This is a genomic window from Phycisphaerales bacterium (genome assembly GCA_020852515.1).
Classification (GTDB): Bacteria; Planctomycetota; Phycisphaerae; order Phycisphaerales; family UBA5793; genus UBA5793.
Window position 1 is genome coordinate 378,857 of sequence record JADZAS010000016.1, and the last position, 25,357, is coordinate 404,213.

At 64.9% G+C, this 25,357-nt stretch carries 25 protein-coding genes; 22 read left to right on the plus strand and 3 right to left on the minus strand.

Features of this window, described 5'->3' with window-relative positions; all coding sequences use genetic code 11:
• Nucleotides 1-5: 5 nt before the first annotated feature.
• The 21 genes from IT430_13425 (at nt 6) to IT430_13525 (ending at nt 18,493) form a co-directional block, all read left to right on the plus strand.
• Nucleotides 6-425 (plus strand): hypothetical protein, encoded by a 420-nt coding sequence (locus IT430_13425; GenBank protein ID MCC6908938.1) that lies wholly within the window; start codon nt 6-8, stop codon nt 423-425.
• Nucleotides 426-444: 19 nt separating this feature from the next.
• Complete coding sequence (locus IT430_13430; protein MCC6908939.1) at nt 445-972, plus strand: hypothetical protein; 528 nt, start codon at nt 445-447, stop codon at nt 970-972.
• 38 nt (nt 973-1,010) lie between these two features.
• Nucleotides 1,011-2,729 (plus strand): flagellar hook-basal body complex protein, encoded by a 1,719-nt coding sequence (locus IT430_13435; protein ID MCC6908940.1) that lies wholly within the window; start codon nt 1,011-1,013, stop codon nt 2,727-2,729.
• Between the two features lie 29 nt (nt 2,730-2,758).
• Nucleotides 2,759-2,959, plus strand: a complete 201-nt coding sequence (locus tag IT430_13440; protein ID MCC6908941.1) for a flagellar FlbD family protein — start codon at nt 2,759-2,761, stop codon at nt 2,957-2,959.
• A 108-nt stretch (nt 2,960-3,067) separates the two neighbouring features.
• Nucleotides 3,068-3,850: a motility protein A gene (locus tag IT430_13445; protein ID MCC6908942.1), complete on the plus strand. Its 783-nt coding sequence runs from the start codon at nt 3,068-3,070 to the stop codon at nt 3,848-3,850.
• A 9-nt stretch (nt 3,851-3,859) separates the two neighbouring features.
• On the plus strand, nt 3,860-4,633 hold the full coding sequence (locus tag IT430_13450; protein MCC6908943.1) for a flagellar motor protein MotB: 774 nt from the start codon (nt 3,860-3,862) through the stop codon (nt 4,631-4,633).
• Between the two features lie 3 nt (nt 4,634-4,636).
• Complete coding sequence (locus IT430_13455; protein MCC6908944.1) at nt 4,637-5,176, plus strand: hypothetical protein; 540 nt, start codon at nt 4,637-4,639, stop codon at nt 5,174-5,176.
• Nucleotides 5,177-5,307: 131 nt separating this feature from the next.
• Entirely contained in the window at nt 5,308-5,784 is a 477-nt protein-coding gene (gene fliN / locus IT430_13460) for a flagellar motor switch protein FliN (GenBank protein ID MCC6908945.1), read from the plus strand.
• A gap of 99 nt (nt 5,785-5,883) precedes the next feature.
• Nucleotides 5,884-6,555, plus strand: coding sequence for a flagellar biosynthetic protein FliO (locus tag IT430_13465; protein MCC6908946.1), 672 nt, complete (start codon nt 5,884-5,886; stop codon nt 6,553-6,555).
• A 17-nt stretch (nt 6,556-6,572) separates the two neighbouring features.
• A complete protein-coding gene (gene fliP / locus IT430_13470; GenBank protein MCC6908947.1) occupies nt 6,573-7,442 on the plus strand; it encodes a flagellar type III secretion system pore protein FliP in 870 nt (289 codons plus the stop codon).
• Nucleotides 7,443-7,487: 45 nt separating this feature from the next.
• Nucleotides 7,488-7,718, plus strand: coding sequence for a flagellar type III secretion system protein FliQ (gene fliQ, locus IT430_13475; GenBank protein ID MCC6908948.1), 231 nt, complete (start codon nt 7,488-7,490; stop codon nt 7,716-7,718).
• Nucleotides 7,719-7,730: 12 nt separating this feature from the next.
• Nucleotides 7,731-8,522, plus strand: coding sequence for a flagellar biosynthetic protein FliR (locus tag IT430_13480; protein ID MCC6908949.1), 792 nt, complete (start codon nt 7,731-7,733; stop codon nt 8,520-8,522).
• Nucleotides 8,523-8,539: 17 nt separating this feature from the next.
• Nucleotides 8,540-9,616 carry a flagellar biosynthesis protein FlhB gene (flhB, locus tag IT430_13485; protein MCC6908950.1) on the plus strand — a complete coding sequence of 359 codons (1,077 nt, stop codon included), beginning with the start codon at nt 8,540-8,542 and terminating at the stop codon, nt 9,614-9,616.
• 40 nt (nt 9,617-9,656) lie between these two features.
• Nucleotides 9,657-11,813 (plus strand): flagellar biosynthesis protein FlhA, encoded by a 2,157-nt coding sequence (flhA, locus tag IT430_13490; GenBank protein ID MCC6908951.1) that lies wholly within the window; start codon nt 9,657-9,659, stop codon nt 11,811-11,813.
• Between the two features lie 109 nt (nt 11,814-11,922).
• Entirely contained in the window at nt 11,923-13,512 is a 1,590-nt protein-coding gene (flhF, locus tag IT430_13495) for a flagellar biosynthesis protein FlhF (GenBank protein MCC6908952.1), read from the plus strand.
• A 2-nt stretch (nt 13,513-13,514) separates the two neighbouring features.
• On the plus strand, nt 13,515-14,552 hold the full coding sequence (locus IT430_13500; GenBank protein ID MCC6908953.1) for a MinD/ParA family protein: 1,038 nt from the start codon (nt 13,515-13,517) through the stop codon (nt 14,550-14,552).
• 59 nt (nt 14,553-14,611) lie between these two features.
• Nucleotides 14,612-14,959 carry a hypothetical protein gene (locus IT430_13505; GenBank protein MCC6908954.1) on the plus strand — a complete coding sequence of 116 codons (348 nt, stop codon included), beginning with the start codon at nt 14,612-14,614 and terminating at the stop codon, nt 14,957-14,959.
• A 195-nt stretch (nt 14,960-15,154) separates the two neighbouring features.
• The gene (locus IT430_13510; protein MCC6908955.1) at nt 15,155-15,916 is read left to right on the plus strand and encodes a FliA/WhiG family RNA polymerase sigma factor; all 762 of its coding nucleotides are present in this window, start codon (nt 15,155-15,157) and stop codon (nt 15,914-15,916) included.
• Nucleotides 15,917-16,021: 105 nt separating this feature from the next.
• Nucleotides 16,022-16,846, plus strand: coding sequence for a FliA/WhiG family RNA polymerase sigma factor (locus tag IT430_13515; protein MCC6908956.1), 825 nt, complete (start codon nt 16,022-16,024; stop codon nt 16,844-16,846).
• A gap of 85 nt (nt 16,847-16,931) precedes the next feature.
• Complete coding sequence (gene folK / locus IT430_13520; GenBank protein MCC6908957.1) at nt 16,932-17,423, plus strand: 2-amino-4-hydroxy-6-hydroxymethyldihydropteridine diphosphokinase; 492 nt, start codon at nt 16,932-16,934, stop codon at nt 17,421-17,423.
• A 65-nt stretch (nt 17,424-17,488) separates the two neighbouring features.
• Nucleotides 17,489-18,493: a magnesium transporter gene (locus tag IT430_13525; GenBank protein MCC6908958.1), complete on the plus strand. Its 1,005-nt coding sequence runs from the start codon at nt 17,489-17,491 to the stop codon at nt 18,491-18,493.
• A 23-nt stretch (nt 18,494-18,516) separates the two neighbouring features.
• On the opposite strand, the gene ilvE is transcribed toward IT430_13525, so the two are convergent.
• The 3 genes from ilvE to IT430_13540 form a co-directional block, all read right to left on the minus strand.
• Nucleotides 18,517-19,377 carry a branched-chain-amino-acid transaminase gene (gene ilvE, locus IT430_13530; GenBank protein ID MCC6908959.1) on the minus strand — a complete coding sequence of 287 codons (861 nt, stop codon included), beginning with the start codon at nt 19,375-19,377 and terminating at the stop codon, nt 18,517-18,519.
• A gap of 183 nt (nt 19,378-19,560) precedes the next feature.
• Nucleotides 19,561-21,975, minus strand: a complete 2,415-nt coding sequence (locus IT430_13535) for a hypothetical protein (GenBank protein MCC6908960.1) — start codon at nt 21,973-21,975, stop codon at nt 19,561-19,563.
• A 24-nt stretch (nt 21,976-21,999) separates the two neighbouring features.
• Nucleotides 22,000-22,731: a sigma-70 family RNA polymerase sigma factor gene (locus IT430_13540; GenBank protein ID MCC6908961.1), complete on the minus strand. Its 732-nt coding sequence runs from the start codon at nt 22,729-22,731 to the stop codon at nt 22,000-22,002.
• Between the two features lie 194 nt (nt 22,732-22,925).
• Here IT430_13540 and IT430_13545 point away from each other — a divergent pair, with 194 nt between their 5' ends.
• Nucleotides 22,926-25,355, plus strand: coding sequence for a UvrD-helicase domain-containing protein (locus IT430_13545; GenBank protein ID MCC6908962.1), 2,430 nt, complete (start codon nt 22,926-22,928; stop codon nt 25,353-25,355).
• Nucleotides 25,356-25,357 lie beyond the last annotated feature (2 nt).

The window sequence follows — 25,357 nt, forward strand, 5'->3', positions numbered from 1 at the left end:
TCATCATGGAAATCCCGCCGACCTCACAATTGCCCGGCGCTTCGCGCACGCGCAACCGCTTCGAAGACCTCACCAGCGAGGACTTCATGAAGATCATGTTCACGGAACTGTCCAACCAGGACCCGCTTCAGCCGCAGGACACGCAGGCGCTGCTCAACCAGATCAACACGGTGCGCAGCATCGAGTCGAACGTCCAACTGATGGACCAGTTGACGCAACTCGTCTCACAGAATCAGTTCGCCATGGCCGGCACGCTGGTCGGCAAGACCATCACGGGTCTGGATGAGACGTTCCTTCCCGTCCAGGGGCGCGTGAAATCCGCGGCGGTGGAAGGCAACCAGATCGTGCTCACGCTCGCCACCGGCGAACGCGTGCCGATGGACAACATCGAGAGCATCTCTGAAACCGAGGATCCTCTCGGCTGACCAGGATCGGGAGTGGACCGTGGCGAGTCGAACGGACATCCTGCGCCATCTCGAGCCGGTTTCGGCCCCCGCGGCGATCCGCCGCGCTGATGCCGCATCGCGACGCAGAGTCGGCGAGGCCGACTTCCGCACGCTCATCGCGACGGCTCAGGACGACATCCGCCGCACAAATCGGCCCGTGACGGTGGCGTCGGGGATTTCACTGACGACGGAACAGCATGGCCGCCTGGAGCGGGCCGCCGACGCTGCGCTCGCCCACGACAGCCGCACCGCGCTCGTGCTGCTCGACGGCCAGGCGCTGCTTCTGGACGTCCAGGGCCGAGAGGTGCACGAAGACCTGCGCGGCCAGCGGGAGTCGGAGCGCATCATCACCGACGTGGACACCGTTGTCGTTTCGCGGCTCGCGCCGGATAAGGACGGCCGTCCCGTTCACGACCTGATGCTGGGCCGACTTTCAGGGCGCCTCGGCGCCGGGGCCGTTTCAAAGTTGATTCAAGGCGACGAGCGCGATCCATCGCGCCGAGCGCACGACACCATCGGAGATTGACGCGGCCAGAACCGCGATTCCATCGGAGGAACAGAGACATGGCATCGACAACCGCGCTGCTCACCGGATTTTCGGGCATTCTCGCCAACAGCAAGATGCTCGACGTGATCGGCAACAACATCGCGAACGTCAACACTGAAGGCTTCAAGTCCAATCGCCTGACGTTCGCGCCCACCTTCAGCCGCACGCTGGGCATCGGCACGGCGCCGACGGCACAGAGCGGCGGATCGAACCCGAGCCAGATCGGCCTGGGCGTGAGCGTCGCCGGCACGCAGCGCAACATGAACAACGGTTCGATCAGCGTCACCGGCGTGAACACCGATCTCGCCATCGAGGGCGAAGGCATGTTCATCGTCAGCCAGGGCGCCGACACGTTCTACACGCGCGCCGGCTCGTTCCAACTCAACGCCCAGAATGAACTCGTCACGACCTCGGGCGCGCGCGTGCAGGGCTTTGGCGTGGACAGCCAGTTCAACGTGCAGACCGGCACGCTGCAGGACATGACCATTCCCGTGGGCAACCTGACGATCGCCGAAGCCACGCGCAACGTCTCGTTCAGCGGCAATCTCAACGCGGCCGGCGACGTGGGCACGACGGGGTCGATCATCACCTTCGATCCCATGATGGCCCTGGGAACGGCGGTCCCGCCGCCGGCCAATCCGCCCTTTGCCGACTCCACGACGCGCCTGGTTGATCTTGATGACGGCTCGGGCAACCCCATGTTCACAAACGGCGATTCGGTTCTGCTCTCGGGTGCGGAGAAGAACGGCGCCCGGCTGCCCGACGCGACGCTCGCCATTGATAACACCACGACCATCGCCGACTACATGGCGTTTCTTGAGGAGTCGCTGGGCATCGACACCTCCGTGCCGGGCGAACCGGGCGGCGTGACGATCGACAACACGACTGGCGTGATCACCATCGAAGGCAACATGGGCGAAGCGAACGATCTCACCGTCGAGAGCAGCAGCCTCTCCACCGTCGACTCGGGTGGGACCACGCTCGGCCAGCCGTTCACGACGACCAAGTCCGGAGAGTCGGCCGGCGAATCGGTGCGCACGTCCTTCCTTGTCTACGACTCGCTCGGCACTCCGCTGCAGGTGGATCTCACGCTCGTGCTGGAGTCGAAGGACTCCACGGGCACGACGTGGCGCTACTACGCCGAGTCGGCCGACAACGTCGGCGGCGACATCCGCGTAGGCACCGGGACCATGAGTTTCGGCACCGACGGCCAGGTGAGTTCGCTGCCGGACATCCCCATTTCGCTCGACCGATCGAACACCGGCGCGGCGACGCCGCTGGCCATGACGCTGTCGTTCGACGCGAACGGCAACTCGGTCACCGCGTTCAGCGACACCGGAACGAACCTGGCGGCGGTGTTCCAGGACGGCTCGCCGATCGGCACGCTGGTGGACTACAGCATTGCGGAATCCGGCGTCGTCGTCGGTGCGTTCAGCAACGGCCTGATCCGCGACCTCGGGCAGATTGCGCTTGCGACGTTCAGCAACCCCGAGGGCCTGGTGGACAAGGGCAACAACCTCTTCGCGACGGGCCCCAACTCGGGTTCGCCGGTCGTCGCCACGCCGCTGTCGTTCGGCGCCGGCCGGGTCATCAGCAGCGCCCTGGAGCTGTCCAACGTCGATCTCAGCGCGCAGTTCATCAACCTCATCCTTGCGTCCACCGGCTACTCCGCCTCGACGCGCATCATCACCACCGCCAACGACCTCATGCAGCAGTTGCTGCTGCTGGGCCGATAATGAGTCGCCCCTGACGTCGGATCCTGCCCATGATCGTTCTCACGCGCCTCAATAACAAGCCGTTCATCCTCAATGCGGAACTCATCCGCACGATCGAGGAGAATCCGGACACGACGATCATGCTCACCAACGGCGATCACATCATCGTGCGCGAGCCGATGGAGGAGGTCGTCGAGCGGGCGATCGAGTATGGGCGGCGGCTGCGCTCGCCGTTTCCGGCCCTGGACTGACGGCCCGTGCCGCGCCGCCGGTATGGGACTCAAGTCTCCTCTCGCCTCAGACGATACAACCGGCAGGACCGCGGTGCGCGGTCGGCTGACCGGTGAGGAGGCGCAGAGGTGGACATTGCGACGGTCTTCGGCCTCATTGTGGGCTGGGCGCTCACCATCCTGAGCATCGTCGTCGGCGGCAACGCGCTGGCCGCATACGTTGACCTGCCTTCGATCATCCTCGTGGTGTTCGGCGGCTTCTGCGCCGTCATCATCTCCTTTCCGATCACCGTCCTGACGTCGATTCCCCGGGTCGTCCTCAAGACGGTTTTCGCCAAGCCGCAGAATCCGGCCGAACTGATCAAGAAGCTCGTCAGTTATGCAGAGATCGCACGCCGCGATGGCATCCTCAGCCTCGAAAGCATGACCAGCGAGATGGGCGACCCCTTCATCGTGCGCGCCATCGGGATGGCGGTGGACGGCACCGATCCTGAACTGATCGAGTCCATCCTCGAATCGGAAGTGGAGAACGAAACGGCCCGGCACCAGCAGGGCAAGTCGATGCTCGACGCCTACGCCAAGTATGCGCCCGCGTTCGGCATGATCGGCACGCTGCTGGGCCTGGTGGCCATGCTGCAGAACATGGATGACCCGTCGAAGATCGGCCCGGGCATGGCCGTCGCGCTGCTCACCACCCTCTACGGCGCGCTCATCTCGAACCTCGTCTGCCTCCCGATGTCGGACAAACTCGCGCTGCGGGCCGGGGAGGAAGCGTTTATCAAACAGATCATCATCCGCGGGGTCATGAGCATCCAGCAAGGCGACAATCCGCGCATCGTCGAGCAGAAGCTCCTCACGTTCATCCCGCCTTCAAGCCGTCCCGCCGCCGACGAGAACCGCAAGGCCGCGTAAGGGCACGCCATGGGCAAGTGCAAGTGTAAACCCAAACCCTGCCCCGAGGGTGTACCTGGCTGGATCGTGACGTATGGCGACATGATGTCGCTGCTGCTGTGCTTTTTCATTCTGCTCGCCGCGTTCTCGGAACTCAAGCAGGAGGAAGAGTACACTGTCGTGGCCCACAGCATCATGATGGCCTTCGGCTTCACGCAGGGCAGCGGCGGCGCGATCCCGACCGACCAGGCATCGATGCAATCCGTCGTCACCATGCTCAGCCAGGCCGCCAGCGCGCACGATCCGAAGTTCGCCATCAGCCAGAGCGACGTGCAGGGCGTGCAGGGCAAGCACACGACCGTCAAGACGGTGCGCGAAGGGCTCGTCTTCACGATCGGCGGCTCGAGCACGTTCGATCGCGAGTCAGCAGTGCTCAAGGACGAGGTCAAGGAAGAACTGCGCTCGATCGCCAGGCTCATCGAAGGCCGCAACAACCGCATCTTTGTCCGCGGCCACACGGACACCAAGCGGCTTTCGCCCTCGGCGCCGTGGAAGAACCTTTATGAACTCGGCTTCGCGCGGGCCGAGGCGGTCATGCTCTTCCTGACGGAGGAAGTCGGCATGCGGCAGGAACTTTTTCGCGTCGAATCCTGCGCTGACAGCGAACCCATCAACGCCCGGGCCCAGGGCGGCGAGGCGTCGCAGGTGAACCGGCGCGTCGAGATCATTCTCAGCGAGAGCGTGGTCGATGACTTCAACCCCGACAGCGATTACACCGACCCGTCCAACGCACGAGGAGGGTGAACCATGCCAGACGCCAAACACGACAAGTCCAAGCCCGCCGAAGCCGCCAGCGAGAGCAAAAAGTCGCCGCTCAAGGTGATCATCATGATCGCGGTCATCATGGTCATCGAGGCGGGCGTACTTCTGGGCGTGGCGATGTTCACGAGCACTCCCGCCGTCAAGGCCGACAGCGGGTTCGTCACGGAGCAGGAGGCGGCGCTGAACCGCATCGTCGAAGTGGCCATCGTGCATGATCGCTTTCCCAACAGCAAGCAGGGCATCCTCTACCTGTATGACACGCAGATCACCGCGCGCGTCAAGGCGCGCCACGAGAAGGCCATCACGGAATTCGTGGAGGCCAACCAGGCGCTGATCAAGACCAGCATCGCGGCGCTGTGGCGCAATGCTGAGCCGCGACACTTCGACGAGCCGCTGCTGAGCACACTCACGCGCCAGGCCACCGAGACGCTCAAAGAAATCATGCCGCGCGATCCGACGACCGGCGAGAGCCTGCTCGATGCGATTCTGCTCGAGGGCGTCACGCCCTACCGCGCCGGCATCTGACCGCACCGCACCCGCCCGGGTCAACCCGTCAAGCGGCATATTTTGCGCTCAGCGCTGATCTTGCAGAGGCCGCGCGGATGCTGCCGATAACCGATGGACTCCGCCTCCTTGTGGTGGCGGAGGCTAAGCGCATGAACCACAATCGCTTCATCACGAGACACCCCGACCCGCCGGAGCAGCCGGGCGGCGAGCCGCACTCGCCCGATCCGCAGGGCGCCCCCGATCCCCAGGAGGCCCTGGAATCGGCGCGCGAAGCGGTCGAGGAAATCTCGCAGGAGGCCACCGCGGCGACGACCGATCAATCCACGCTCGAACTGCCCGAGTTCGCCGGCTACGACGCCGAGCATCCCGTCAGCGGCATCGACCTGCTGGCAAAGGTGAACCTCAACGTGCGGATCGAACTGGGCCGCACGCGCATGCTCGTCGAAGATGTGCTGCGCCTCAACCAGGGGAGCGTCGTCGAACTCGACAAACTCGCGGGCGACCCGGTGGATGTCTACGTCAACGACCGCCACGTGGCCTGCGGTGAAGTGCTCGTGCTCAACGACACCTTCTGCGTTCGCATCAGCGAGATCTTCTCGCGCGGCGACGAAGGTGGTGACAACTGAACCCCAGCGCCGGTCCAGATGGATCGGTGCGACACGTCTTCAACCGTCCGGCGGAGCCGGGCCGCGATCCATGATCGCACAGCGCCAGGATGGCGAACCATGAACCGACCACCCCACTGCCTTCGTCTGCTGCTCGGCCTTGTGGTCGGCCTGAGCGCGCTGCTCCAACCAGCGCCGACGCTGGCGGATCCCGTCACCGCACCTCCCCTGATTGAATCTCGCGACGATGCGCCCAGCGCCCCCGCACTCCCGCCGCGCACGTCCCGCTCAGGCTCGCGCGACCAGACCTCAGCCCGCTTTCCGCTGCAGGTTCCCGGAGGCACGTGGCGGACGATCGGCGCCCTGGCTGGCGTGATCGGCCTGATCCTCCTGCTGCGATCTGCAATGCTGCGGCTGGGCGGCAGCCCGCTCGGGCGAGCCAAGGCGCCAGCCGGAGTCGTCGAAGTGCTCGGCCGGTTTCCACTGGCGCGCGGCCAGACACTGCTACTCCTTAAAGTAGACCGGCGCATCCTGCTCGTCGCCCAGACGCCCCAAGGCCTCTCCACGCTCTCTGAGATCACGGATGCAGAGCAGGTTGCCTCGCTCATCGGACGCATTCGCAACGACCGCGGCGACTCCTTCTCGCGCCAGTTCGAGCGGCTCATCACGCCGGTGCGGGACGAGGCCGATGCGGGTGAACCGTCACCCACCGTCATCGACCTGACTCGGTCGCGCCGGGTCGCGGCGGCCCGGCGCGTGGCCAGTATGCTCGCGGATGGAGGCCGCGCGTGAGACGACTGGCGCTGATCATGCTTGCACTGCTGGCGACGGTTCTGTTCGCGGCCGGCCCGGCGCTGGCGCAGGACGCCGCCCCGGCCGCCTCGATCACCGACCTGAACCCGGTCGGTGCGCTGGAAAGCGCATCAGAAGCCATTCCCGGATTCGAAGGCGGACTCAGCGGCGCGCTCAACGTGCTCATCCTGCTCACGGTGCTCACCATCGCGCCGTCGATCCTGATGATGTGCACGTGCTTCACCCGATTCGTCGTCGTGCTCAGCCTCGTGCGCCAGGCGATCGGCACCGCGACGCTGCCGCCCAGCCAGATCATCGTCGGGCTGAGCGTGTTCATGACGATTCTGGTCATGGAGCCCACGTTCACGCGCATGTACAACGAGGCCTACCTGCCCTACAAGCAGGGTGATCCCGACGTTCAAAGCCAGATCGACGTGTGGAACCGCGCCAAGGACCCGCTGCGCGATTTCATGTTCGCCCAGATCGAAGCCGCCGAAAACTGGGATGGCGTGTACATGATCCTCGACTACCGCGGCGTAGACACGTCGAAACCCGAGGAACTCACTTACGACGACGTAGACATGCTCACGCTCGTGCCGGCATTCATTCTCAGCGAATTGAAGGTCTCATTCCTCATCGGATTTCGCATCTACCTGCCGTTTCTCATCATCGACATGGTCGTGTCGAGCCTGCTGATCTCGATGGGCATGCTCATGCTGCCGCCGGTGCTGATCTCTCTACCGTTCAAACTGCTCCTGTTCGTGCTCGTGGACGGCTGGACGCTCATGCTGGGCAACCTGCTGCACGGAACGGTGGCGCACACGGAAACCTACTCCGCGCTGCTCCCGGCTCTGCAGCATGCGCTGGCGGCCGGCGGGTTCGCGTGACGGGCGTGCAAGTGGAGGTGTCGCGTGGTTGATTTAGGAGTCGATCTGGTGCGTGAAGCGCTCTCGCAGGCGCTGCTCCTGGCCGCGCCGATCCTGCTGGCCGGTCTGGTCATCGGCCTGATCGTCTCGATCTTCCAGACCGTGACGCAGGTGCAGGAACAGACGCTGAGTTTCGTTCCCAAGATCGCGGGCATGATCCTCGTCGGCATCGCGATCATCCCGTGGATCATCAACGTGATGATCGACTACGCCACCGCCATGTTCACCGGAAACTGATGACGCCCCGCGATGGATCTTCGTCCCCTCCTTCCCCACATCGGCCCGCTGCTGATCGTCCTCAGCCGCGTGACGGGTCTGTTCGTCTTCGCGCCGGTGCTGAGCAGTTCGATGATTCCCATGCGCATCAAGGCGCTGCTGGCCCTGGCGATCACCGCCGCGGCGTACCCGGTGCTCTATCCGGCGATTGGCGCGCAGAGTCCGATCCCGCTACCGGTTTCGCTGCTCGAACTGGGGCCAATGATCGCGTTCGAACTGCTCGTGGGTGTGGCCATCGGCTTTCTTGCCTCGCTGCCGATGCTGTCCACCGAACTGGGCGGCCTGATCGTCGGTCAGCAGCTCGGCCTGGGGTTTGCCCGCGTCTACAACCCGGCGATGGAGTCGGATGCCGACGTAATCGGTCAGATGCTGTTCTACATGGCGCTGTGCGTCTTTATCGGCCTCGGCGGACTCGAGATCATCTTCTCGATGCTGCTCAACACGTTCGGCCGCATCCCGCCCGGCGAGTTCCGCATCACGGAAGACTTCGTGGCGCTGATCGCGGCGCTGCTGACCAGCGCGTTCGAGCTGGCGGTCCGCATCGCGGCGCCCGTGCTCTGCCTCATCTTTCTCGAGTCGTTCGCGCTTGGCTTCATGAACAAGACCGCGCCGGCGTTCAACATTCTCTCTCTCGGCTTTCCGATTCGCATCATCCTCGGAACGATCGCGCTGATCGCGTCGCTCGGAGCCATCAACGAGGGTGTGCTCGACCAGACCGGCGACATGCTCAACGCGATGGCGGATTTCTTCAGAGTCACTCATTGACCAGGTAACCACCAGCCATGGCCGAACAGGACCTCGGCGAAAAAACCGAAGCCGCCAGCCCGCGCCGCAGGCGCGAAGCCAGGGAAGACGGCAGCATCGCGCGGTCTATGGATCTCACCGCGGCGATCTGCCTCTTCGGGGCCGTCATTCTTCTGCTCTGGCTCACTCCGCTGATGATGCGCGATCTGACGATCTACCTGCGCGAAGTGCTTGAGGACAGCTCAAAAGACGTAGGCACGCACGGCTATGCGGGCGGGGATGAACTGGAGCGGGGCCTGAAGATCCTCGTCGCCGCGGCCGGACCGTTCGTCGGTCTCATGTTCATCGTCGGCTATCTCGCGGCGGTGTGGCAGGTCGGCTGGCTGTTCACCGCCAAGCCGCTGCGGCCGAGGTTCTCCAAACTCGATCCGATCGCCGGCTTCAAGAAATTTTTCAGCGCCCAGGCCGCCGGGCGGGCCGGCATGAGTTTCGGCAAGGTGCTGCTCATCCTCGCCGTCTCCGTCGCTTTCATCGCGCGGCGCTGGACGGATGTGCTCATGCTGCCGCGCTTCGAATTCGCGCAGGCGGCCGCCAAGTCAGGATGGTATCTCGTTGAACTGCTGCTTTGGCTGGCTGCGGTCCTCATCATTCTGGGCATCCTCGACTATGCCTTTCAGAAGTGGCAGTGGGAGCGGCAGAATCGCATGACCAAGCACGAAGTCAAGGAAGAAATGCGCATGACCATGGGCGATCCAATGGTCAAACAGAGGCAGCGATCGTTCGCTCGCAAGATCCTCAGCCAGCGCCTGAACCAGACCGTGCCCAAGGCTGACGTCGTCGTCACCAACCCCGAACACATTTCCATCGCGCTCAAGTGGGATCCGCAGACCATGAATGCGCCCAAAGTGCTGGCCAAGGGCACCGACTACATCGCCCTGCGCATCCGACAGATCGCCATCGCCAATCGCGTGCCGATCGTGGAGCGCAAGCCGCTGGCGCGCGCCATGTACCCCGTTGTGCAGGTCGGACAGGAAATCCCATCCAACTTTTTCCAGGCGGTCGCGGAAGTGCTCGCCTACGTGTACCGGCTCAACCGGAAACAGAAGGCGGGCTGAATGCGCCGAGACAAAGCGCCACTGACAGACGGCAGGTGTGATGGCTGACAGGGCCCTGGGCAATCCGGCATTGCGATTCAGCGGCAGCGCAGCGCGCTGGAAAACGCTGGCGGTACCCATGCTGTTCATCTGCATGATGGTCGTGCTCGTCGTGCCGCTGCCGCCGGCAATGCTCGACGTGCTCATCGCGGCCAACATCAGCGGCGCGGCGGTGATCCTGCTCACCGTCGTCTACATGGAGCGGCCGCTCGATTTCTCCGTCTTCCCGGCCCTGCTGCTGGGCACCACGCTCTATCGCCTGTGTCTCAACGTCGCCACCACGAGACTGATCCTCTCGGCGGATGTCAATTCACCGGCCGAGGCCGAGGGCGTCGCCGGCGAGGTCATCCGCGCCTTCGGCCGCTTCGTTGCCGGCGACTCGCCCATCGTCGGCACGGTCATCTTCTGCATCCTCGTCATCGTGCAGTTCGTCGTCATCACCAAGGGCTCGACGCGCATCTCCGAAGTCGCGGCCCGCTTCACCCTCGACGCGATGCCCGGCAAGCAGATGGCCATCGACGCCGACCTCACCGCCGGGCTCATCACAGAATCCGAAGCGCGCGAGCGGCGCGAGACCATCATGCGCGAAGCCGACTTCTACGGCGCCATGGACGGCGCCTCGAAGTTCGTGCGCGGCGACGCGATCGCGGGCATCATCATCACGTTGATCAACGTGCTCGGCGGCTTTGCCGTCGGCGCAATCTCCAAAGGCTGGAGCATCCGCGAAAGCCTCGCCGTGTTTACGAAACTCACCATCGGCGACGGCTTGGTCTCGCAGATTCCCGCCTTCATCATCGCCATCGCCGCCGGCCTCATCGTCGCGCGCAGCGGCGCCAAGCAGGACCTCGGCACCGATCTCACCAATCAACTCACGAGCAAGCCGCGCGCGCTCTACATCACCTCGGGCTTCCTGGTGCTGATGTCCCTCACCGGCCTGCCGCTCATCCCCATGCTCTCGTGCGCCGCGGCGATCGCGGGCATGGGCTACGTTGTTTCGCGCGGCGTCGAGGCCGTCAGAGCCGAACGGCTCGCGAGTGAAGCCAGCGAATCAGCCAAGTCCAAGCCCGAGGCGCCGTCGCCCGACGATCTGCTCAAAGTCGATCTGCTCGAACTCGAAGTGGGCTACGGGCTGGTCCGCCTGGTCAATGAATCCGAAGGCGGCAATCTGCTCGAACGCATCTCGATGGTGCGCCGCCAACTCGCCGCGGAACTCGGCCTGATCCTGCCGCCCGTTCGCATCCGCGACAACTCGCAACTCGAAACGACCTCCTACCGCATCAAGATCCGCAGCGCGCAGGTGGCGGACGGGCAGACCTACCCCGGTTCGTGGCTGGCGATGGATTCAGGCGTAGCCCAGGGGCCGATCGACGGCGAGCCGACGAAAGAGCCGGCCTTCGGCCTCGACGCGTGGTGGATTCCCGAGCACCTCCGGGCGCGGGCCGAGGCTCAGGGCTACACCGTCGTTGACGCCACCAGCGTGCTCATCACCCACTTCACCGAGACGGTCAAGCGATACGCCGACGAACTGCTCACGCGCGAGGAAGTGAACAACCTGCTCTCGACGCTCAAGCAGCGGGCGCCCAAACTCGCCGAAGAAATCGTCCCGGACAAGGTCAAACCCGGCGAACTGCAGAAGGTGCTCCAGGCCCTGCTGCGCGAACGCCTGCCGATCCGCGATCTCGAAACGATTCTCGAGACGCTTGGCGACTGGATCGGCCACACGCGCGACACGGACGTGCTCGTCGAATACGTGCGCAACGGCCTGCGGCGGACGATCGCAGCGCAGTACACGACGGCCGACGAGCAGGGCCGGCCGCGCTTGTATTGCATCACGATCGACCCGCGGCTGGAAGACCTCATCGCGTCCTTTGTTGAGCGATCCGACGTGGGCACGACCATCACGATGCCGCCGTCGGTTTCGAATCGAATTGTGCAGTCGCTCGATGCATCGCTCAAATCGCTGATCCATGCGGGGCGGCCGCCGGTCATCCTCACCTCGCCGCAGGTACGCGGCCCGTTGCGGCGGATCATCGAGCCGCACCTGCCGCAGGCGGCGGTGCTCGGGTTCAACGAAGTGCCGCAGGGGCTCGAAGTCGAATCGCTGGCGCTCGTCCAGCCGCCCGAGGTCAAACAGGCAAAGTCCGCGCCGGCCGCTTGAGACAGGCTTGCAAGAAGCAGGGTGATCGTGGTATGATGGAGCGCAGCCGAAGGCGACTGGACACTGGCAGGAGGCCGACCCGATCTTCAGGCCTAGGAAGGGCGCGACGTTGAACCTTCGAACCTATCAGGCACTTTCACTCACCGAAGCACTGACGCGGATCAAGGCTGATCTCGGCGAGGACGCCGTCGTCCTCCATTCGCGCACATTCCGGCGCGGCGGCATGCTCGGGCTGGGCGGCCAACTCATCTATGAAGTCACCGCGTCTCCGCCGGCCCCGCGGGCTGAGGTGAAGCCCCAATCGCTCCAGCGCGCTGCCGCGATGCGCCGGCGCGACCTCGATCGGACCGTGGCCGATGATTCGGCTCGCACGGCGGCGATGGCCCTCGCCTTGGCCGAGCAGGCGCGCCGGCGGCAGCAGTCCGCCACGCCGCCACTTCCCGCCGATGCACCTTCGCCCGCTCCGCCAGTGACGCGCTTCTCACGGCCGGGCATCGAAGTCGAACTCAGCCGCCCGCTGGTCGATGCTGCAGACGCTCCCGCCGCGCCGCAGCTGCCAAGGCCGGCCCCTCCTGTCCGACGGCAGGTCGCGCCGGCGCTACCGGCCGACCAGAAGACGCCCGGCCGGCCGCGCCAGGAGCCCGCTCCGCTGCCCGTGGCACGGCGGTATGTGCTGTCGCCCGATGCGCCGGTGGCCTCGCCGCCCTCATCGTCCGCGCCCCCGCCACAAAGGCAACTGCCCCGATCCAACGGCAAAGCACCGGTCACCAAGGCTGCCCGCAGCGCCGAACCCCTTCACTCCGGTCGCGCGGAGACAGCGCTGCACGACGAACTCACCACACTCAAGCAGATGGTGGGCCAGGTGCTTCAACGGCAGTCGGGCACCCTCCAGCCCGCCATGCCCGAGGCCCTGTTCAATGAGTACGTCAGCCTCATCCAAAACGAAGTGGCGCAGGAGATCGCGGATGAACTCTGCGACGTCGTTCGCCGGGAACTGTCCGAGGCCGACTTGAAGAACCCTCGCGCGGTGCGCGACGCTTTCCGCCGGCACCTCGCCCAGTATGTCCCCGTGGCGCCGGATTCGCTGCTCGTGGAGTCACACGACGGCCGGCCGCTGACGATCGCCTTGGTGGGCCCAACCGGGGTGGGCAAGACGACCACCGTCGCCAAGCTGGCCGCCGCCTTCAAACTCCGCCACGGCAAGCGCGTCGGGCTGATCACGACCGACACCTACCGGATCGCTGCGGTGGACCAGCTGCGGACCTACGCCAACATCATCGGCCTGCCGCTGAAGGTCGCGCTTACTCCCGACGAGATGGCCGAAGCCTGCGAATCGCTTGCCAACTGCGACGTGATCCTCATTGACACCGCGGGTCGCTCGCCCAACGATGGTGCTCGGCTTGACGAGATCAGGGCGTTTGCCACGGCGGCAGACCCTCACGAGATCCATCTCGTCCTTTCCAGCACTTGCAGCGAACCGGCCCTCATGCGAACCATCGAACGATTCTCGACGGTCAAGACCGATCGCGTCATCTTTACAAAGACGGACGAAGCCGTGAGCCTGGGCGTCCTGATCAACGTGATGCGCAAGGCGGGCAAGGAACTCTCGTTCATCACCACCGGTCAGGAAGTTCCTGATCACATCGAGGCAGGCAGTCCGGAACGGCTCGCCGCTCTGGTGCTCGGGGAGAAGGGATAACGATGGCGGTGGCAGATCAGGCCCAGCGGTTGCGCGACCTCGTTCGCGGCGAGGCCGCCCGCACCGAAGCAGACGCCAAGCAGCAGGCGCCGACGGCGTCGCGTCCGGTGCGCTCTCAGCCGCCGACCGCCGCGCCGCCGCGCCCGGCCGCCGCGCCGTGCGGGCGGCAGGACGATGAAGCCACGCCGGCTCAGCCGCGCCCTAAAGCCCACGTCATCGCCGTGGCCAGCGGCAAGGGCGGCGTGGGCAAGACCAACGTAGCCGTCAACCTCGCGGTCGCACTGGCGCAGCTGCGAAAGAAAGTCGCGCTGGTGGACGTGGACATGGGCCTGGCGAACGCCGACGTGATCTGCGGCGTCAAGGCGCCCTACAACCTCGCGCACCTCATCGGGCCGCAGAAGCGCAAACTCCGCGAGATCGCCGTCGATGCCCCGGGAGGCTTCAAACTCATCCCGGGCGCCAACGGCATCAGCGACATGGCGGATCTTCCGGCACCGATGCTCGATCGCCTGATCAACCACCTCACGCAGATTGAGTCGCAGTGCGATTTTGTCATCCTGGACACCAGCGCGGGCATCAATTCGGCCGTCATCGCCTTCGCGGGCATGGCCGATACCGTGCTTGTCGTCACGACGCCCGAGCCCACGGCCGTCACCGACGCGTACGGCCTGGTCAAGTCGGTGCTCAAGCGCACGCCGCTGGCGAATCTCTACCTGCTTGTGAACCAGGTTGAGAATGAACTGCAGGGCAAAGAGGTGCACCAGCGCATCGCGATGGTCGCCCGCCGCTTTCTCCAGCGCGAAGTTGGTTTTGCGGGCTCGATTCCGCTCGACCGGTCCGTGGGCGCGAGCGTACTCCGGCGCGTGCCCTTCTGTCTGGCGTATCCGAACGGGCGGGCATCGCTGGCGGTCGGGCACCTCGGCGCGGCGCTGGTTCGCCGCACGGCGAGGGCGGATGAACTCACCGGCCCGGGCCGCACCGGGTTCTTCGCGCGGCTGGGCAAGTGGTTCGCCGCGGCGCGCCGACCGGCCGCAACTTGACTTTTTCTTCCGTTTTTGTTGATCCGCAAGGCTGATCATCCGATATCCACGGATACGCCATGGCGGAACATTCCAGCCAGTTGCGAGAGCCGGTACCGCCGCCCGCGAGGGTCATTGCGGGGTGCTTTGGCATGTGTGCCTTTTCCATCGCGATCGTCTGCGGAATTTTCGCGGCCAATCCGCCGAGCGTCGTGCTCTCGCGCGCGCTCATCGCGCTCTTTGGCGCCTATCTGATGGGTCTGGTTGCGGGCGAGATTCTTTCGTTCGCCATTCGCGATCACCTGCGCCAATACGTCGCCGACCACCCGATCCCGAATTCCGATATCTCACTTGATGACATTGTCGGCGAGTTGCGTGTGGATAAGTCCACCGAATCGAAACCGAACATCGCCGCGAAATCGGCGTAAGCGTAGTTATTTTGGGCAAAGTTGGCCGAAAGTCTTGCAGTAGGCGTCGAATAACTTATACTTAGCCCAAGCGGTCCAAGGACGGACCGGCTGCAACGGACTGTGGCTCGAGGTCAGGGAGACGACCCGATGACGAAGGTGAAAGCGTCCTCGCGCAAGGTTTCGCGCCGAGTTTCCGTATCGTCACTCGACGATATGCCCATCAACGAGGTCTGGCTCGAATACAAGAAGACCGGAAGCGAGACACTTCGCAACTGGCTTACCGAGCATTATCTGCACCTCGTCCGCTACAACGCCGAGCGCCAGCACGCCAAACTTCCCGTCGAGGTTGACGTCAATGATCTCGTGCAAGCCGGGTTCTTCGGCCTGCTCGACGCCATCGACGCGTTTGATCTCGGCTACGGTGTGAAGTTCGAAACCTACTGCGCCCAGCGCATCCGCGGCGCCATCCTCGACGAACTGCGGTCGATGGACTGGGTGCCGCGCCTCGTCCGCTCGCGCACGAGCAAGATCGAGTCCGCCCGCAAGTCGCTCAAGGCCCGCCTCGGGCGCAACCCCGATCACCAGGAACTGGCCACGCACATCGGCGCCGACGAAGAGGAGATGAAGAAGCTCCTCAAGGACGGCCGGGCCGTGGGCGTGGTGAGCCTGAACCGAAAGTGCTTCGAGACCGACTCAAACAAGGACGTGCGTGAAATCGACGTCCTCGAAGATGAGACTCAGGCCAATCCGCTCTCTGAAACGCAGAAGGGCGACCTCAAGGACCTCATCACCAAGGGCCTCAGCCGCGCCGAACGACTCATCGTCGTCCTCTACTACTATGAGGAGATGACGATGAAGGAGATCGGCCAGACGCTGGACCTTTCCGAGTCGCGCGTCTCGCAGATGCACTCGTCTATTCTGGCTCGCCTGCGAGCGCAGATGCTTCATCGCGAGCGCGAGTTCTACGCCGGCTGATTTTGCTTTTTCCCGCCGCGACCTGCGGGGCGCGGCATTCTGCTGCGCCCTGCGCGCCCTGCGTCTCGTGCGCCGCCATGTCAAGTGAAGAACGGGAGGGTGTTCATGACCGTTGCGATGATTCGCGAACGCGCCCGACGCACGTCAACGTCTGCAGATAGCCAGGAGCAGTCGATCGACTCCATCTGGCGCCGCTACAAGCAAACGCTCGACGAACCGACGCGCAACTGGCTGGTCGAGCGCTACTTCCCGCTCGTTTGCTCCCGGGCGGAGCGACTGCACGCGCGGCTGCCCCGCGCGGTCGATCTCAGCGATCTCATTCAGCAGGGATCGTTCGGGCTGCTCGACGCCATCAGCGCGTTCGACCCGGATCACGGCGCCAAGTTCGAAACCTTCTGCATCCAGCGCGTCAATGGCGCCATGGTCGACTACCTTCGATCGATCGATGATGCGTCGCGCGGAGCGCGGACGCGGTACCGGATGGTGCAGGAAGCCCGCCAGAAGTTCTTTGCCAGCCACGGCTACAACCCCACCGACCTCGAGCTGCTGCCGCTCCTCCATCCGCAGCGTAAGATGGCTCAGCGCATCCTCGATGGCAGTGCGCTCGTCAGGTGTACCTGCACGAGCGACTGCTGGCGTCCCACGGAAACCGATCGCGATGAGGAGCAGGCGTTCACGATCGAGGATGCGTCGCAGCCCGATGCACTGTCGGTCATGCAGAAGCGGGATATCCGAAACTTCATCACGCGCGGCCTGAGCCGGGTCGAGCGCCTCATCGTGGTGCTCTACTACTACGAGGAGCTGTCGATGAAGGAGATCGGCCACACGCTGGGCCTCTCCGAGTCGCGCGTGTCGCAGATGCACAAGTCCGTCCTCGCCAGGCTCCGGGCCCAACTCGGCCACCGCGAGCGCGAGTTGGTCGATGCGTGAGGAGGTCGCCTCGAGACGAAACTGCGAGCCGTCGTAGCCGACGACGAATCCGCGATTTGCGGCCCGTGCGTCGTATGATCGACGCGTGACATCGCCCCCCCAACCCGCTACGGCGTACATCGCGCTGGGATCGAACCTCGGCGACCGCCGCGCGTTCATCGAGAGCGCCTTGGCAATGCTGGATGCGGACGACCGCACGAGGGTGATCAAGAGCAGTCCGCTGGTCGAAACCGCGGCGGTAGGCGGCCCGCCCGGACAGGGAGCGTTTCTCAACGCCGCATGCGAACTGCACACCGCCCGCTCGCCGCGCGAACTGCTCGACCTGCTGCTGGGCATCGAAGCGCAACTCGGGCGCGAGCGCCGAGAGCGATGGGGCCCGCGCACGATCGATCTCGACCTGCTGCTCTACGGCAACGCCGTCGTCGATGAACCCGGTCTGCGCATCCCGCACCCAAGAATGCACGAGCGGCAGTTTGTTCTTGAACCGCTTGCGATCATTGCCGGTGAGGTACGTCATCCGACTCTGGATCTCACGATGTCAGAGCTGTGCAGTTCATCCCGCTCACGGTCGGTCTGAACACCGGTCAGCGCATACCATTGACCGCCGCACCGGCACTCTCGCCGTCTGACCTGAACGCGACCGTGACACCTGACCGCGCCAAATCCGCCATCGGTATAGATAATCTCGATCAGCCGCTCCTGCCGCACATTCGGCGTGACGTGCTGACACTGCGCGCCGACCAGACGGTCGGAGAGTCGCTCGATGCACTCCGCAAGCGGGGGATTACGCAGACGATCATCTACTTCTACGTGCTCGACAACGACGATCGCCTCGTCGGCGTCGTCCCGACACGGCAGTTGCTGCTTGCGAGCCCCACGGAACTGATCTCGGGCATCATGGACGGCAACGTCGTCTCTATCCCTGCATCCGCCAGTGTGCTGACCGCGTGCGAGTTCTTTGCGATACATCGATTCCTCGCCTGCCCGGTGGTCGATGACGAGAATCGGCTGCTGGGCGTGGCCGACGTCGATCTGTTCACCGATGAGGTCTTCTCCTTGGCCGAGCGCCGCGAAGCGGACGACCTCTTCCAACTCATCGGCGTGCACGTCGCGCTGAGTCGGCGCGGTTCGCCGTGGGCCGCGTTCAGAGATCGTTTCCCCTGGCTGCTGTGCAACATTGCCGGCGGCACGCTGTGCGCGCTGTTGGCAAGCCTGTACGACTCGCTGCTCAACCAGGTCATCACCCTGGCGCTGTTTATTCCGGTGGTTCTGGCGCTTTCCGAAAGTGTGAGCATCCAGTCGATGACGATCACGCTTCAGAGCCTGCACGGCGGGCGGCTGAACTGGAAGCGAGCAGGCGTGGGCATCGGCAGAGAGTTCCTTACGGCCTCGCTGCTGGGCTCGGCGTGCGGGCTGGCGCTGTTCACAATTTCAGCTCTGTGGCGCGGAGAGATGATCGTCGCGATGGTCATTGGCCTGAGCATCGCCGTGGCCATGGTCACCTCCTGCCTCGTGGGCGTGGCGCTGCCGATGGTCATGCGGGCGCTGCGTCAGGACCCGCGCATCGCGTCCGGGCCCATCGTGCTTGCAACCGCTGACGTCGCGACGCTTCTGTTCTATCTCAATCTCGCCGGTCTGCTGCTCTGACCGACCGGCCGCCGGGCCGCGACTTAATCTTCAGGCGCATTGCTCGCCACGCGCGTGCGGAACTCATCCGTCAACCGGCGGCAGATGGGGCCGATGGCGCCGTCCCCGATGATCGTCTCGTCGATCTGCGAGACGGCGATGATCTCCGCCGCGGTGCCAGTGAGGAATACCTCGTCGGCCTGCTTGAGCTCGTCAAGCCGGAAAAGCCGCTCCTCGCACTTGATCTTGAAGTCACTGCACAGCGACCGCACGAACGCGCGCGTCACGCCCTTGAGCAGGCCGGCCGAGTCAGGCGGCGTGGCGATCCGGCCATCCTTGACCATGAAGATGTTGTCGCCGGTGCACTCGGCCACGTAGCCTTCGTGGTTGAGCATGATCGCCTCGAGCACGCCCGCGTCGATCGCCTCGATCTTGGCGAGGATGTTGTTGAGGTAGTTGAGGCTCTTGATGCTGGGGTCCAGTGCCGCGGGAAGATTGCGCGGCCGGCGCGCCGTGATGACCTTCATGCCGCTCTCGTAGAGGGCCGGCGGATACAACTCGATCGAATCAGCGATGATGAAGCAAGTCGGGTGCGGGCATCGGAAGGGGTTCAGGCCCAGCGTGCCCACGCCGCGCGTCACGACCACGCGGATGTAGGCGTTGCGCAGGCCATTGGCGCTGAGCGTCTTGCGCATGGCCTCGATCCACTGCTCATGGGTATAGGGCGACTTGAGCCGGATCGCCTCGGCCGAGGCAAAGAGCCGGTTGATGTGCGACGCGGCCTTGAAAATGCGGCCGTTGTAGGCGCGAATGCCCTCGAAGCAGCCGTCGCCGTAGAGCACGCCATGATCGAAGACGCTCACGACGGCCTGCTCGCGCGGCACCAGGTTCCCATCCATCCAGATCTGCAAGTGTCCGCCCTTTCCTCCTGAGCCCGCCGCCCGAAACCGGGGGTCGCGGTGCGCCGGCAGTATATGCCGTCCAGCCACAATCACCGGTTCCCTGGGCAGAATCAGGGCTGTCGCCCTGAAAAATGACGCCTGCCGCGTTCGGCGGCAGGCGGGGTAAAGACGGAGGTTGCATTCGGATCAGTGAATGCTGCTGAGGCGGGCCAGGATCCGGTCGTCGATCTCCGACGTGGCGCACTGCGGCGTAAGCACCCAGGTCAGAATGCGGTCGCTCGAACCGCGGGACAGCCAGACGACGCAGCCGATGTCGGCCAGTTCATCATCGCTGCCCAGGAGCGAACCGACGGCGACCTCGGCGTCGAGCACTTCGTTCTTCTCGATGTTCACGGGACCGACGCGGCTGACCTCGGTGCGGATGCGGGCGTCGAGCGTCGCCTCCTGAGCGCTGTCTTCGAGCGGTTCGAATCCGAGCGTCGTCAGCACCTGGGCGATCTGCGCCACGCGGTCGCGCACTTCGGCGCTGCGCAGATCCGGATGATCGTTGATGATCAGGTAGTGGTCGGGCAGACTTGCCACGGAAGCAGCCAATGCCGCGTCGCGTGCCTCGGCCGCCGGCGCTTCGGGCGCGCCGGGAATGTTGACCACTACGCCGTGCGTGGGGCTGATGGAGATGGAGCGGCTGCCATAGGTGAGCGCGTTGTCCATTCCCGATTCGATCGTCGCGGTCGCAGTCCGCATCCGCCGCGCTCCGCCCCACGTGATCATCGAAGCCAAGCCGATCACGCCGAGCACGGCGATGGCCGCAACGACCATCCCGCCGTTGATGCGTTCGGCGGGATGCTGGTACTGATGTCGGCGGGCGCGCGCCGTGCGACGGCGCTCCTGGGCCCGTGCCCGCGCTCGGGAGATCTGTTCAAAGGCGGAATGCCGCGGCCCGTCACCGAAGTTGATGCGCACCGCCTCGGGACCCGGCGTGACAACCGGACCGGCGGTGCCGGCGGCTTGATCGCCTCGCATGTCCTGCCACGCGCGGCGGACTTCCGAGCGAATCGTGTGTGCGGCCTTGCGGATCTCGTCCTTGGCCTCGTGCAGGCCGGCGATCCCGGCCATCGACGCCGTACGCGGCGTCACGTTGCCGATGCGCCCGGTCCACCAGTTGGCAACCTGAACGCCGGGCCGCCCATAATCCCCGCCGGCTCCGACGGCGCCGACCGCCGCAGAGGCAGCCGCGGCGCCTGGCATCGAGCCGAAGGAAGCGAACTGTGGCTGAGGCTGTGGCTCGGCCTGCTGGTCGGCAGCGCCGGCCGCCTTCATGCTCGGCAGTTCGATCGGCTTCATCGCCCAGATGTTGGGGTGACGACGAACGGCCTCGAGATCGCGAAGCATCAGCTCGGCCGATGCGTAGCGCTGGTTGTAGTCGGTCATGCCGCGCCGGACGATCCACTTGACCGCGTCGGGGCAGCGGCGCGTGACCGTGCTCAGGCCGCCGTGCGACGGGAACGTGCCCTCGAAGATGAAGTACATAACCGCAGCGGCGCCGTAGATGTCAAACCTGGCGCCGTCCACTTCGTGCACCTTGACGCCGCGCAGCGCCATTCGCACCATCTCGGGATCGCGGAAATACTCGGTGCCGTGCGTGGTGAGCGTCATCGCCGATCGCAGCGACGTCACCAGGCCGAGATCGACCACGTGCGCCTGGCCGGCGTGGACGACGATGTTCTCCGGCTTGATGTCCTTGTGCCACAGTCCACCGCGGTGATAGTGGTTGAGCGTGGCCACGACGTCTGACATGTAGCCGAGCATCTCGTGCAGATGCCGGTCCCCCAGGCCCTGCTCGCCCGAAGCGGCGTGGCACTGGCGGGCGAGCACGCCGAGGTTCTCACCCGGCACATAGGGCATGACGTAGAAGAAGCGGTCGTCCGTCAATTCGTGCTCAAGGATCAATCCGATCTGCCGGGCGCCTTCGAGGGCGCGCGATTCGCGAACGATCTGCGGCAGGCTCGAACCGTCGGCAATGGCGAACGACTTGATGACGACGCGGTCGGGGCAGTCTCCCATTTGCCGCGCGATGCGCTCGCGCTTGGCGGGAGAGGGCTCGGCGACGTACAGGCGACCGCCGCTGCCCCCGCCGGGCAGTGAACCGACAATCGTGTAGCCGTCGAACTGGCCGGCGCGGCGGCTGGGCCGCTCGCGGCCCGGAGACTCGGCGACCGCGGCAGGCACGCGCTGCTCGATGCCCTCAAGCATCGACCCCAGGCCGATGAGGCGCAGCGGGTGACCGATGCCCACGCGATACACGCATGAGGCCATCGTCTTGAGTTCGCGCTGGACGTTGGCGCCAAAATGGGCACTGGCCGACCACCTTCCGATGATCACATTGAGCACGCTCAGCGTGGCGAAGACGATGGCGGCGGGAACGGCGCCGATGAAGCGGAAGATGTCGCGGAACATGCCGCCGATGAATTGCCCGAGGTGGGCCAGCAGAAAGCCGATGCCCTTGAAGATCGGCACGATGATGAACATGACGATGCCCGTCAGGAGCACAGCGCCGACCAGCGCTGCGATCACTGCCACGATGGGTCCAATTGCTACCATGGCTCCGGCCTCCGCACTGCTCGCTCAGAATCGATCGGTGATCCGATTCATCGGCGACTGCAACTGCTGGTGATAGATCTCGCTCAGCGCGTTATCGAAGAGTTCATCATCCTGGTACAGGCCCGCCTCTTCGGCCTCGCGCGCTTCTTCATCGGTAAAACTGAACGTGGCCACAGTCTCCGCCAGCCTCCGCCGCAGACTCTGGCGCACCTTGGCAAGGTGTCGGCTGACCGTCGGCTCGGAGATGCCCAATTGCGACGAGACGTCCTTGCCGCTCATGCCGTCGAAGACGCGCATGCGGTAGACCTGGAAACTGACAAAGTCGGAATCGCTCTCAACTTTTCGCACCGCAGCCTCGACCTTGGCGCGAAAGACGCTTCGCTCGTAGGTTTCGTCGGCTTCGAGGACGGCGGAGTTTCCCATGAAAGACTCGTCGAGGCTGATGCCCCGGCTGCCGCCGCCTCGCTTGAGCGCGCCGCGCCGGTCCATCTCGTCGCCCAGCGTGTGGCGGGCGATGCTCAGCAGCCAGGTGCTGAACCGCGCCCCGCGTGCCGGGTCATAGCGATCGATGGATTTGGAGAGTGCTGCCAGCGTCTCCTGGCTCAGGTCGCGCACCGTTTCCGCCCCAACCTTGCCCCGGCCCCACTTGGCCAGTTGCGCCTGCAGCACCGGGCCGAACACCTCCCAGAGTTCGAACCAGGCGGCGTCATCTCCCGAGCGGAGGCGGCGAACGAAGTTGGTCGTCAGCGCGTTCATACCCTTCACCGTCCTTGTTCCGCTTTGGGGGGCCGCAGTTTCACAGGCGGCGGGATACCGAACTTTGCCCTATCATCCTGCGGGGCCTTGAGCAACTCCCGCATTATAAGGTGCCACCGATCCTCTCCGCGTCAAATCCGGCGGGCCCAAATAGCCCGTCGTGCGAGTCACGCCGCCCCTGGTACGATTGCCCGATGTCCACACCCGCCTCCGCCGACACATCTCTCCCGACCGATTCTGACGCCGACCCGCTTCTGCACGGCCTGACCCAAGCCCAGGCCCAGGCCGTGCTTCACACCGAGGGCCCGCTGCTGGTCCTGGCGGCGGCCGGTTCGGGAAAGACTCTGACGATCACCCGTCGGGTGGCGCACCTCATCGCGCAGGGCAACCCGCCGTGGTCGATCCTGGCGTTGACGTTCACCAACAAAGCCGCCACCGAGATGCGCGAGCGGATTGAGCGGCTCATCCCGCCGCAAGCCGGCACCGCCCGCGGGCTGGTGATCAGCACGTTTCACGCCTTCTGCGCCCGACTTTTGAGGCGATACGCCGAGCGCGTCGGCCTGAGCGGCAACTACACAATTTATGACGCGAGCGACCAGAAGGCCGCGATCAAGGATGCGCTCGATCGCCTCGATCTCTCTCGCAGCAACTTCCCGCCTGATGCGATGTCAGCTCGCATCAGCAACGCCAAGAACGCCATGCAGCGCGTGCAGGACGTCCGCGCCGCGGGCGGCGATTTCTGGACGAAGCAGTTCGCGCGCGTGTACGAGGAGTACGAAAAGACGCTGCGGCAGAACAACGCGGTGGACTTCGACGACCTGCTGCTGCATATCGCGACCCTGCTGCGCGATGATGCACAGGTGCGCGAAGAACTGCGCAACCGGTTCCGGCATGTCCTCATTGATGAGTACCAGGACACGAACCATGCCCAGTTTCTCATCGCCGACGGCCTCGCCGCCGGCCACCGCCGCATCTGCGTCGTGGGCGACCCTGACCAATCAATTTACGGATGGCGCGGGGCGGACATCTCCAACATCCTCGAGTTTCAGGAGCACTATCCCGAGGCACAGGTTGTCAAGCTCGGCGAGAACTTCCGCTCGACTGCGCCCATTCTCCACGTCGCCGACCATCTCATCAAGCACAACGTCAGGCGCAAGGACAAGCCGCTGTTCACAAGGCGCCACGGCGGCGAGAAGCCCATCGTGATGACCTGCATCGACGAGCATCACGAAGCCGAGTTCGTCGCCAACTACCTCGATTCGATGAACCGCGAGCACGGCCTGACCTGGAAGGACATGGCCGTGTTCTACCGCACCAACGCGCTGAGCCGAAACATCGAAGCGGCGCTGCGCGAGCGGCAGATCCCTCATGTGCTCGTGCGCGGCACGGCCTTCTACGACCGCAAGGAAATCCGCGATGCGCTCGCCTATCTCCGCGTCATTCTCAATCCAGGCGACAGCGTCTCGCTCAAGCGCATCATCAACGAGCCGGCGCGCGGGATCGGCAAGACGACGGTGAACCGCCTCGAACAGTTCGCCGCCGAACACCAGATCACCCTCGTCGACGCGATCGGCCGCTGCCGCGAAATGGCTGACCTCAACGCGCGCGCCATCGGCGCGCTCGAGCGCTTCGGCCGGCTCCTCGAATCGTGGCGCGGCGAGAGTTCGTTCATGGGCATGGAAACCGTCGGCGAACTGGCCGAACTCGTTCGCCGCGTCGTGACCGATTCGGGCATGGAGGCCGCCCTGAACGCCGGCAAGAGCGAGGAAGACGCCCAGCGGCTCGACAACCTCAATGAACTCGTCACGGCCGTCGCCGAATTCGAAGAAAAATTTGCCAGCCAGCAGGCCGGCGGCGCCGACGCCATGACTGATCCGTTCGGGTTTGAAGTCGAGACATTTTCAGTCGCCGCGCAGGAGCCGCCGCTCATGGCGCGTCTCCGGGCCTATCTCGAACAGGTCGCGCTCGTGTCCGATGTCGAAGCATTCGATCCGGACGCCGGGGCTGTCACGCTCATGACCCTGCACGCAGCCAAAGGGCTCGAGTTTCCCGTCGTCGTCATGATCGGCCTTGAGGAAAACCTGCTCCCGCACTCGCGCAGCCGTGAGAGCGACGCCGAACTGGAGGAAGAACGCCGGCTGGCGTTCGTCGGCATCACCCGCGCCAAACAGCGCCTCGTGCTGACTCACGCGACGGTGCGGTCGTGGCGCGGCCTGCGCGAGCCGACCATCATGAGCCGGTTCCTCGGCGAACTGCCCGAAGACGGCATCGAATGGCACGGGCGCGAGCAGGCGGCGCGCCACCACGGCGACTTCGAGGCCGAATCGGAATCAGGCTGGCCCGGGCGGCGAAGCGGGTTCGGTTCACAGAGCGGCAGGCGCGAGCGCAGCGAGTTCGATGATGCGGAAGAGGTCCGCAACGTCAAGCAGTGGACGCAACAGCGAACCGCGGACGACGCCGGCGGCTTTCCCGCAGGCTGCCGCGTCCGCCACCCGCAGTTCGGCGACGGGCAGGTCGAGTCCGTCACCCGCACCGGCCGGCACACCCGCATCCGCGTTCGATTCCGCGATGTGGGCACCAAGACACTCATCGCCGAGTACGCGCGGCTGGAGCGGTTGTCGTAACG

Bases quoted from the DNA above. Each gene is read 5' to 3' on its own strand.
- IT430_13425 (MCC6908938.1), top strand. From the start codon at position 6: ATGGAAATCCCGCCGACCTCACAATTGCCCGGCGCTTCGCGCACGCGC.
- IT430_13435 (MCC6908940.1), top strand. From the start codon at position 1,011: ATGGCATCGACAACCGCGCTGCTCACCGGATTTTCGGGCATTCTCGCC.
- IT430_13440 (MCC6908941.1), top strand. From the start codon at position 2,759: ATGATCGTTCTCACGCGCCTCAATAACAAGCCGTTCATCCTCAATGCG.
- IT430_13450 (MCC6908943.1), top strand. From the start codon at position 3,860: ATGGGCAAGTGCAAGTGTAAACCCAAACCCTGCCCCGAGGGTGTACCT.
- IT430_13455 (MCC6908944.1), top strand. From the start codon at position 4,637: ATGCCAGACGCCAAACACGACAAGTCCAAGCCCGCCGAAGCCGCCAGC.
- fliN (MCC6908945.1), top strand. From the start codon at position 5,308: ATGAACCACAATCGCTTCATCACGAGACACCCCGACCCGCCGGAGCAG.
- IT430_13465 (MCC6908946.1), top strand. From the start codon at position 5,884: ATGAACCGACCACCCCACTGCCTTCGTCTGCTGCTCGGCCTTGTGGTC.
- fliP (MCC6908947.1), top strand. From the start codon at position 6,573: ATGCTTGCACTGCTGGCGACGGTTCTGTTCGCGGCCGGCCCGGCGCTG.
- IT430_13480 (MCC6908949.1), top strand. From the start codon at position 7,731: ATGGATCTTCGTCCCCTCCTTCCCCACATCGGCCCGCTGCTGATCGTC.
- flhB (MCC6908950.1), top strand. From the start codon at position 8,540: ATGGCCGAACAGGACCTCGGCGAAAAAACCGAAGCCGCCAGCCCGCGC.
- flhA (MCC6908951.1), top strand. From the start codon at position 9,657: ATGGCTGACAGGGCCCTGGGCAATCCGGCATTGCGATTCAGCGGCAGC.
- IT430_13500 (MCC6908953.1), top strand. From the start codon at position 13,515: ATGGCGGTGGCAGATCAGGCCCAGCGGTTGCGCGACCTCGTTCGCGGC.
- IT430_13505 (MCC6908954.1), top strand. From the start codon at position 14,612: ATGGCGGAACATTCCAGCCAGTTGCGAGAGCCGGTACCGCCGCCCGCG.
- IT430_13510 (MCC6908955.1), top strand. From the start codon at position 15,155: ATGCCCATCAACGAGGTCTGGCTCGAATACAAGAAGACCGGAAGCGAG.
- IT430_13515 (MCC6908956.1), top strand. From the start codon at position 16,022: ATGACCGTTGCGATGATTCGCGAACGCGCCCGACGCACGTCAACGTCT.
- IT430_13535 (MCC6908960.1), bottom strand. From the start codon at position 21,975: ATGGTAGCAATTGGACCCATCGTGGCAGTGATCGCAGCGCTGGTCGGC.
- IT430_13540 (MCC6908961.1), bottom strand. From the start codon at position 22,731: ATGAACGCGCTGACGACCAACTTCGTTCGCCGCCTCCGCTCGGGAGAT.
- IT430_13545 (MCC6908962.1), top strand. From the start codon at position 22,926: ATGTCCACACCCGCCTCCGCCGACACATCTCTCCCGACCGATTCTGAC.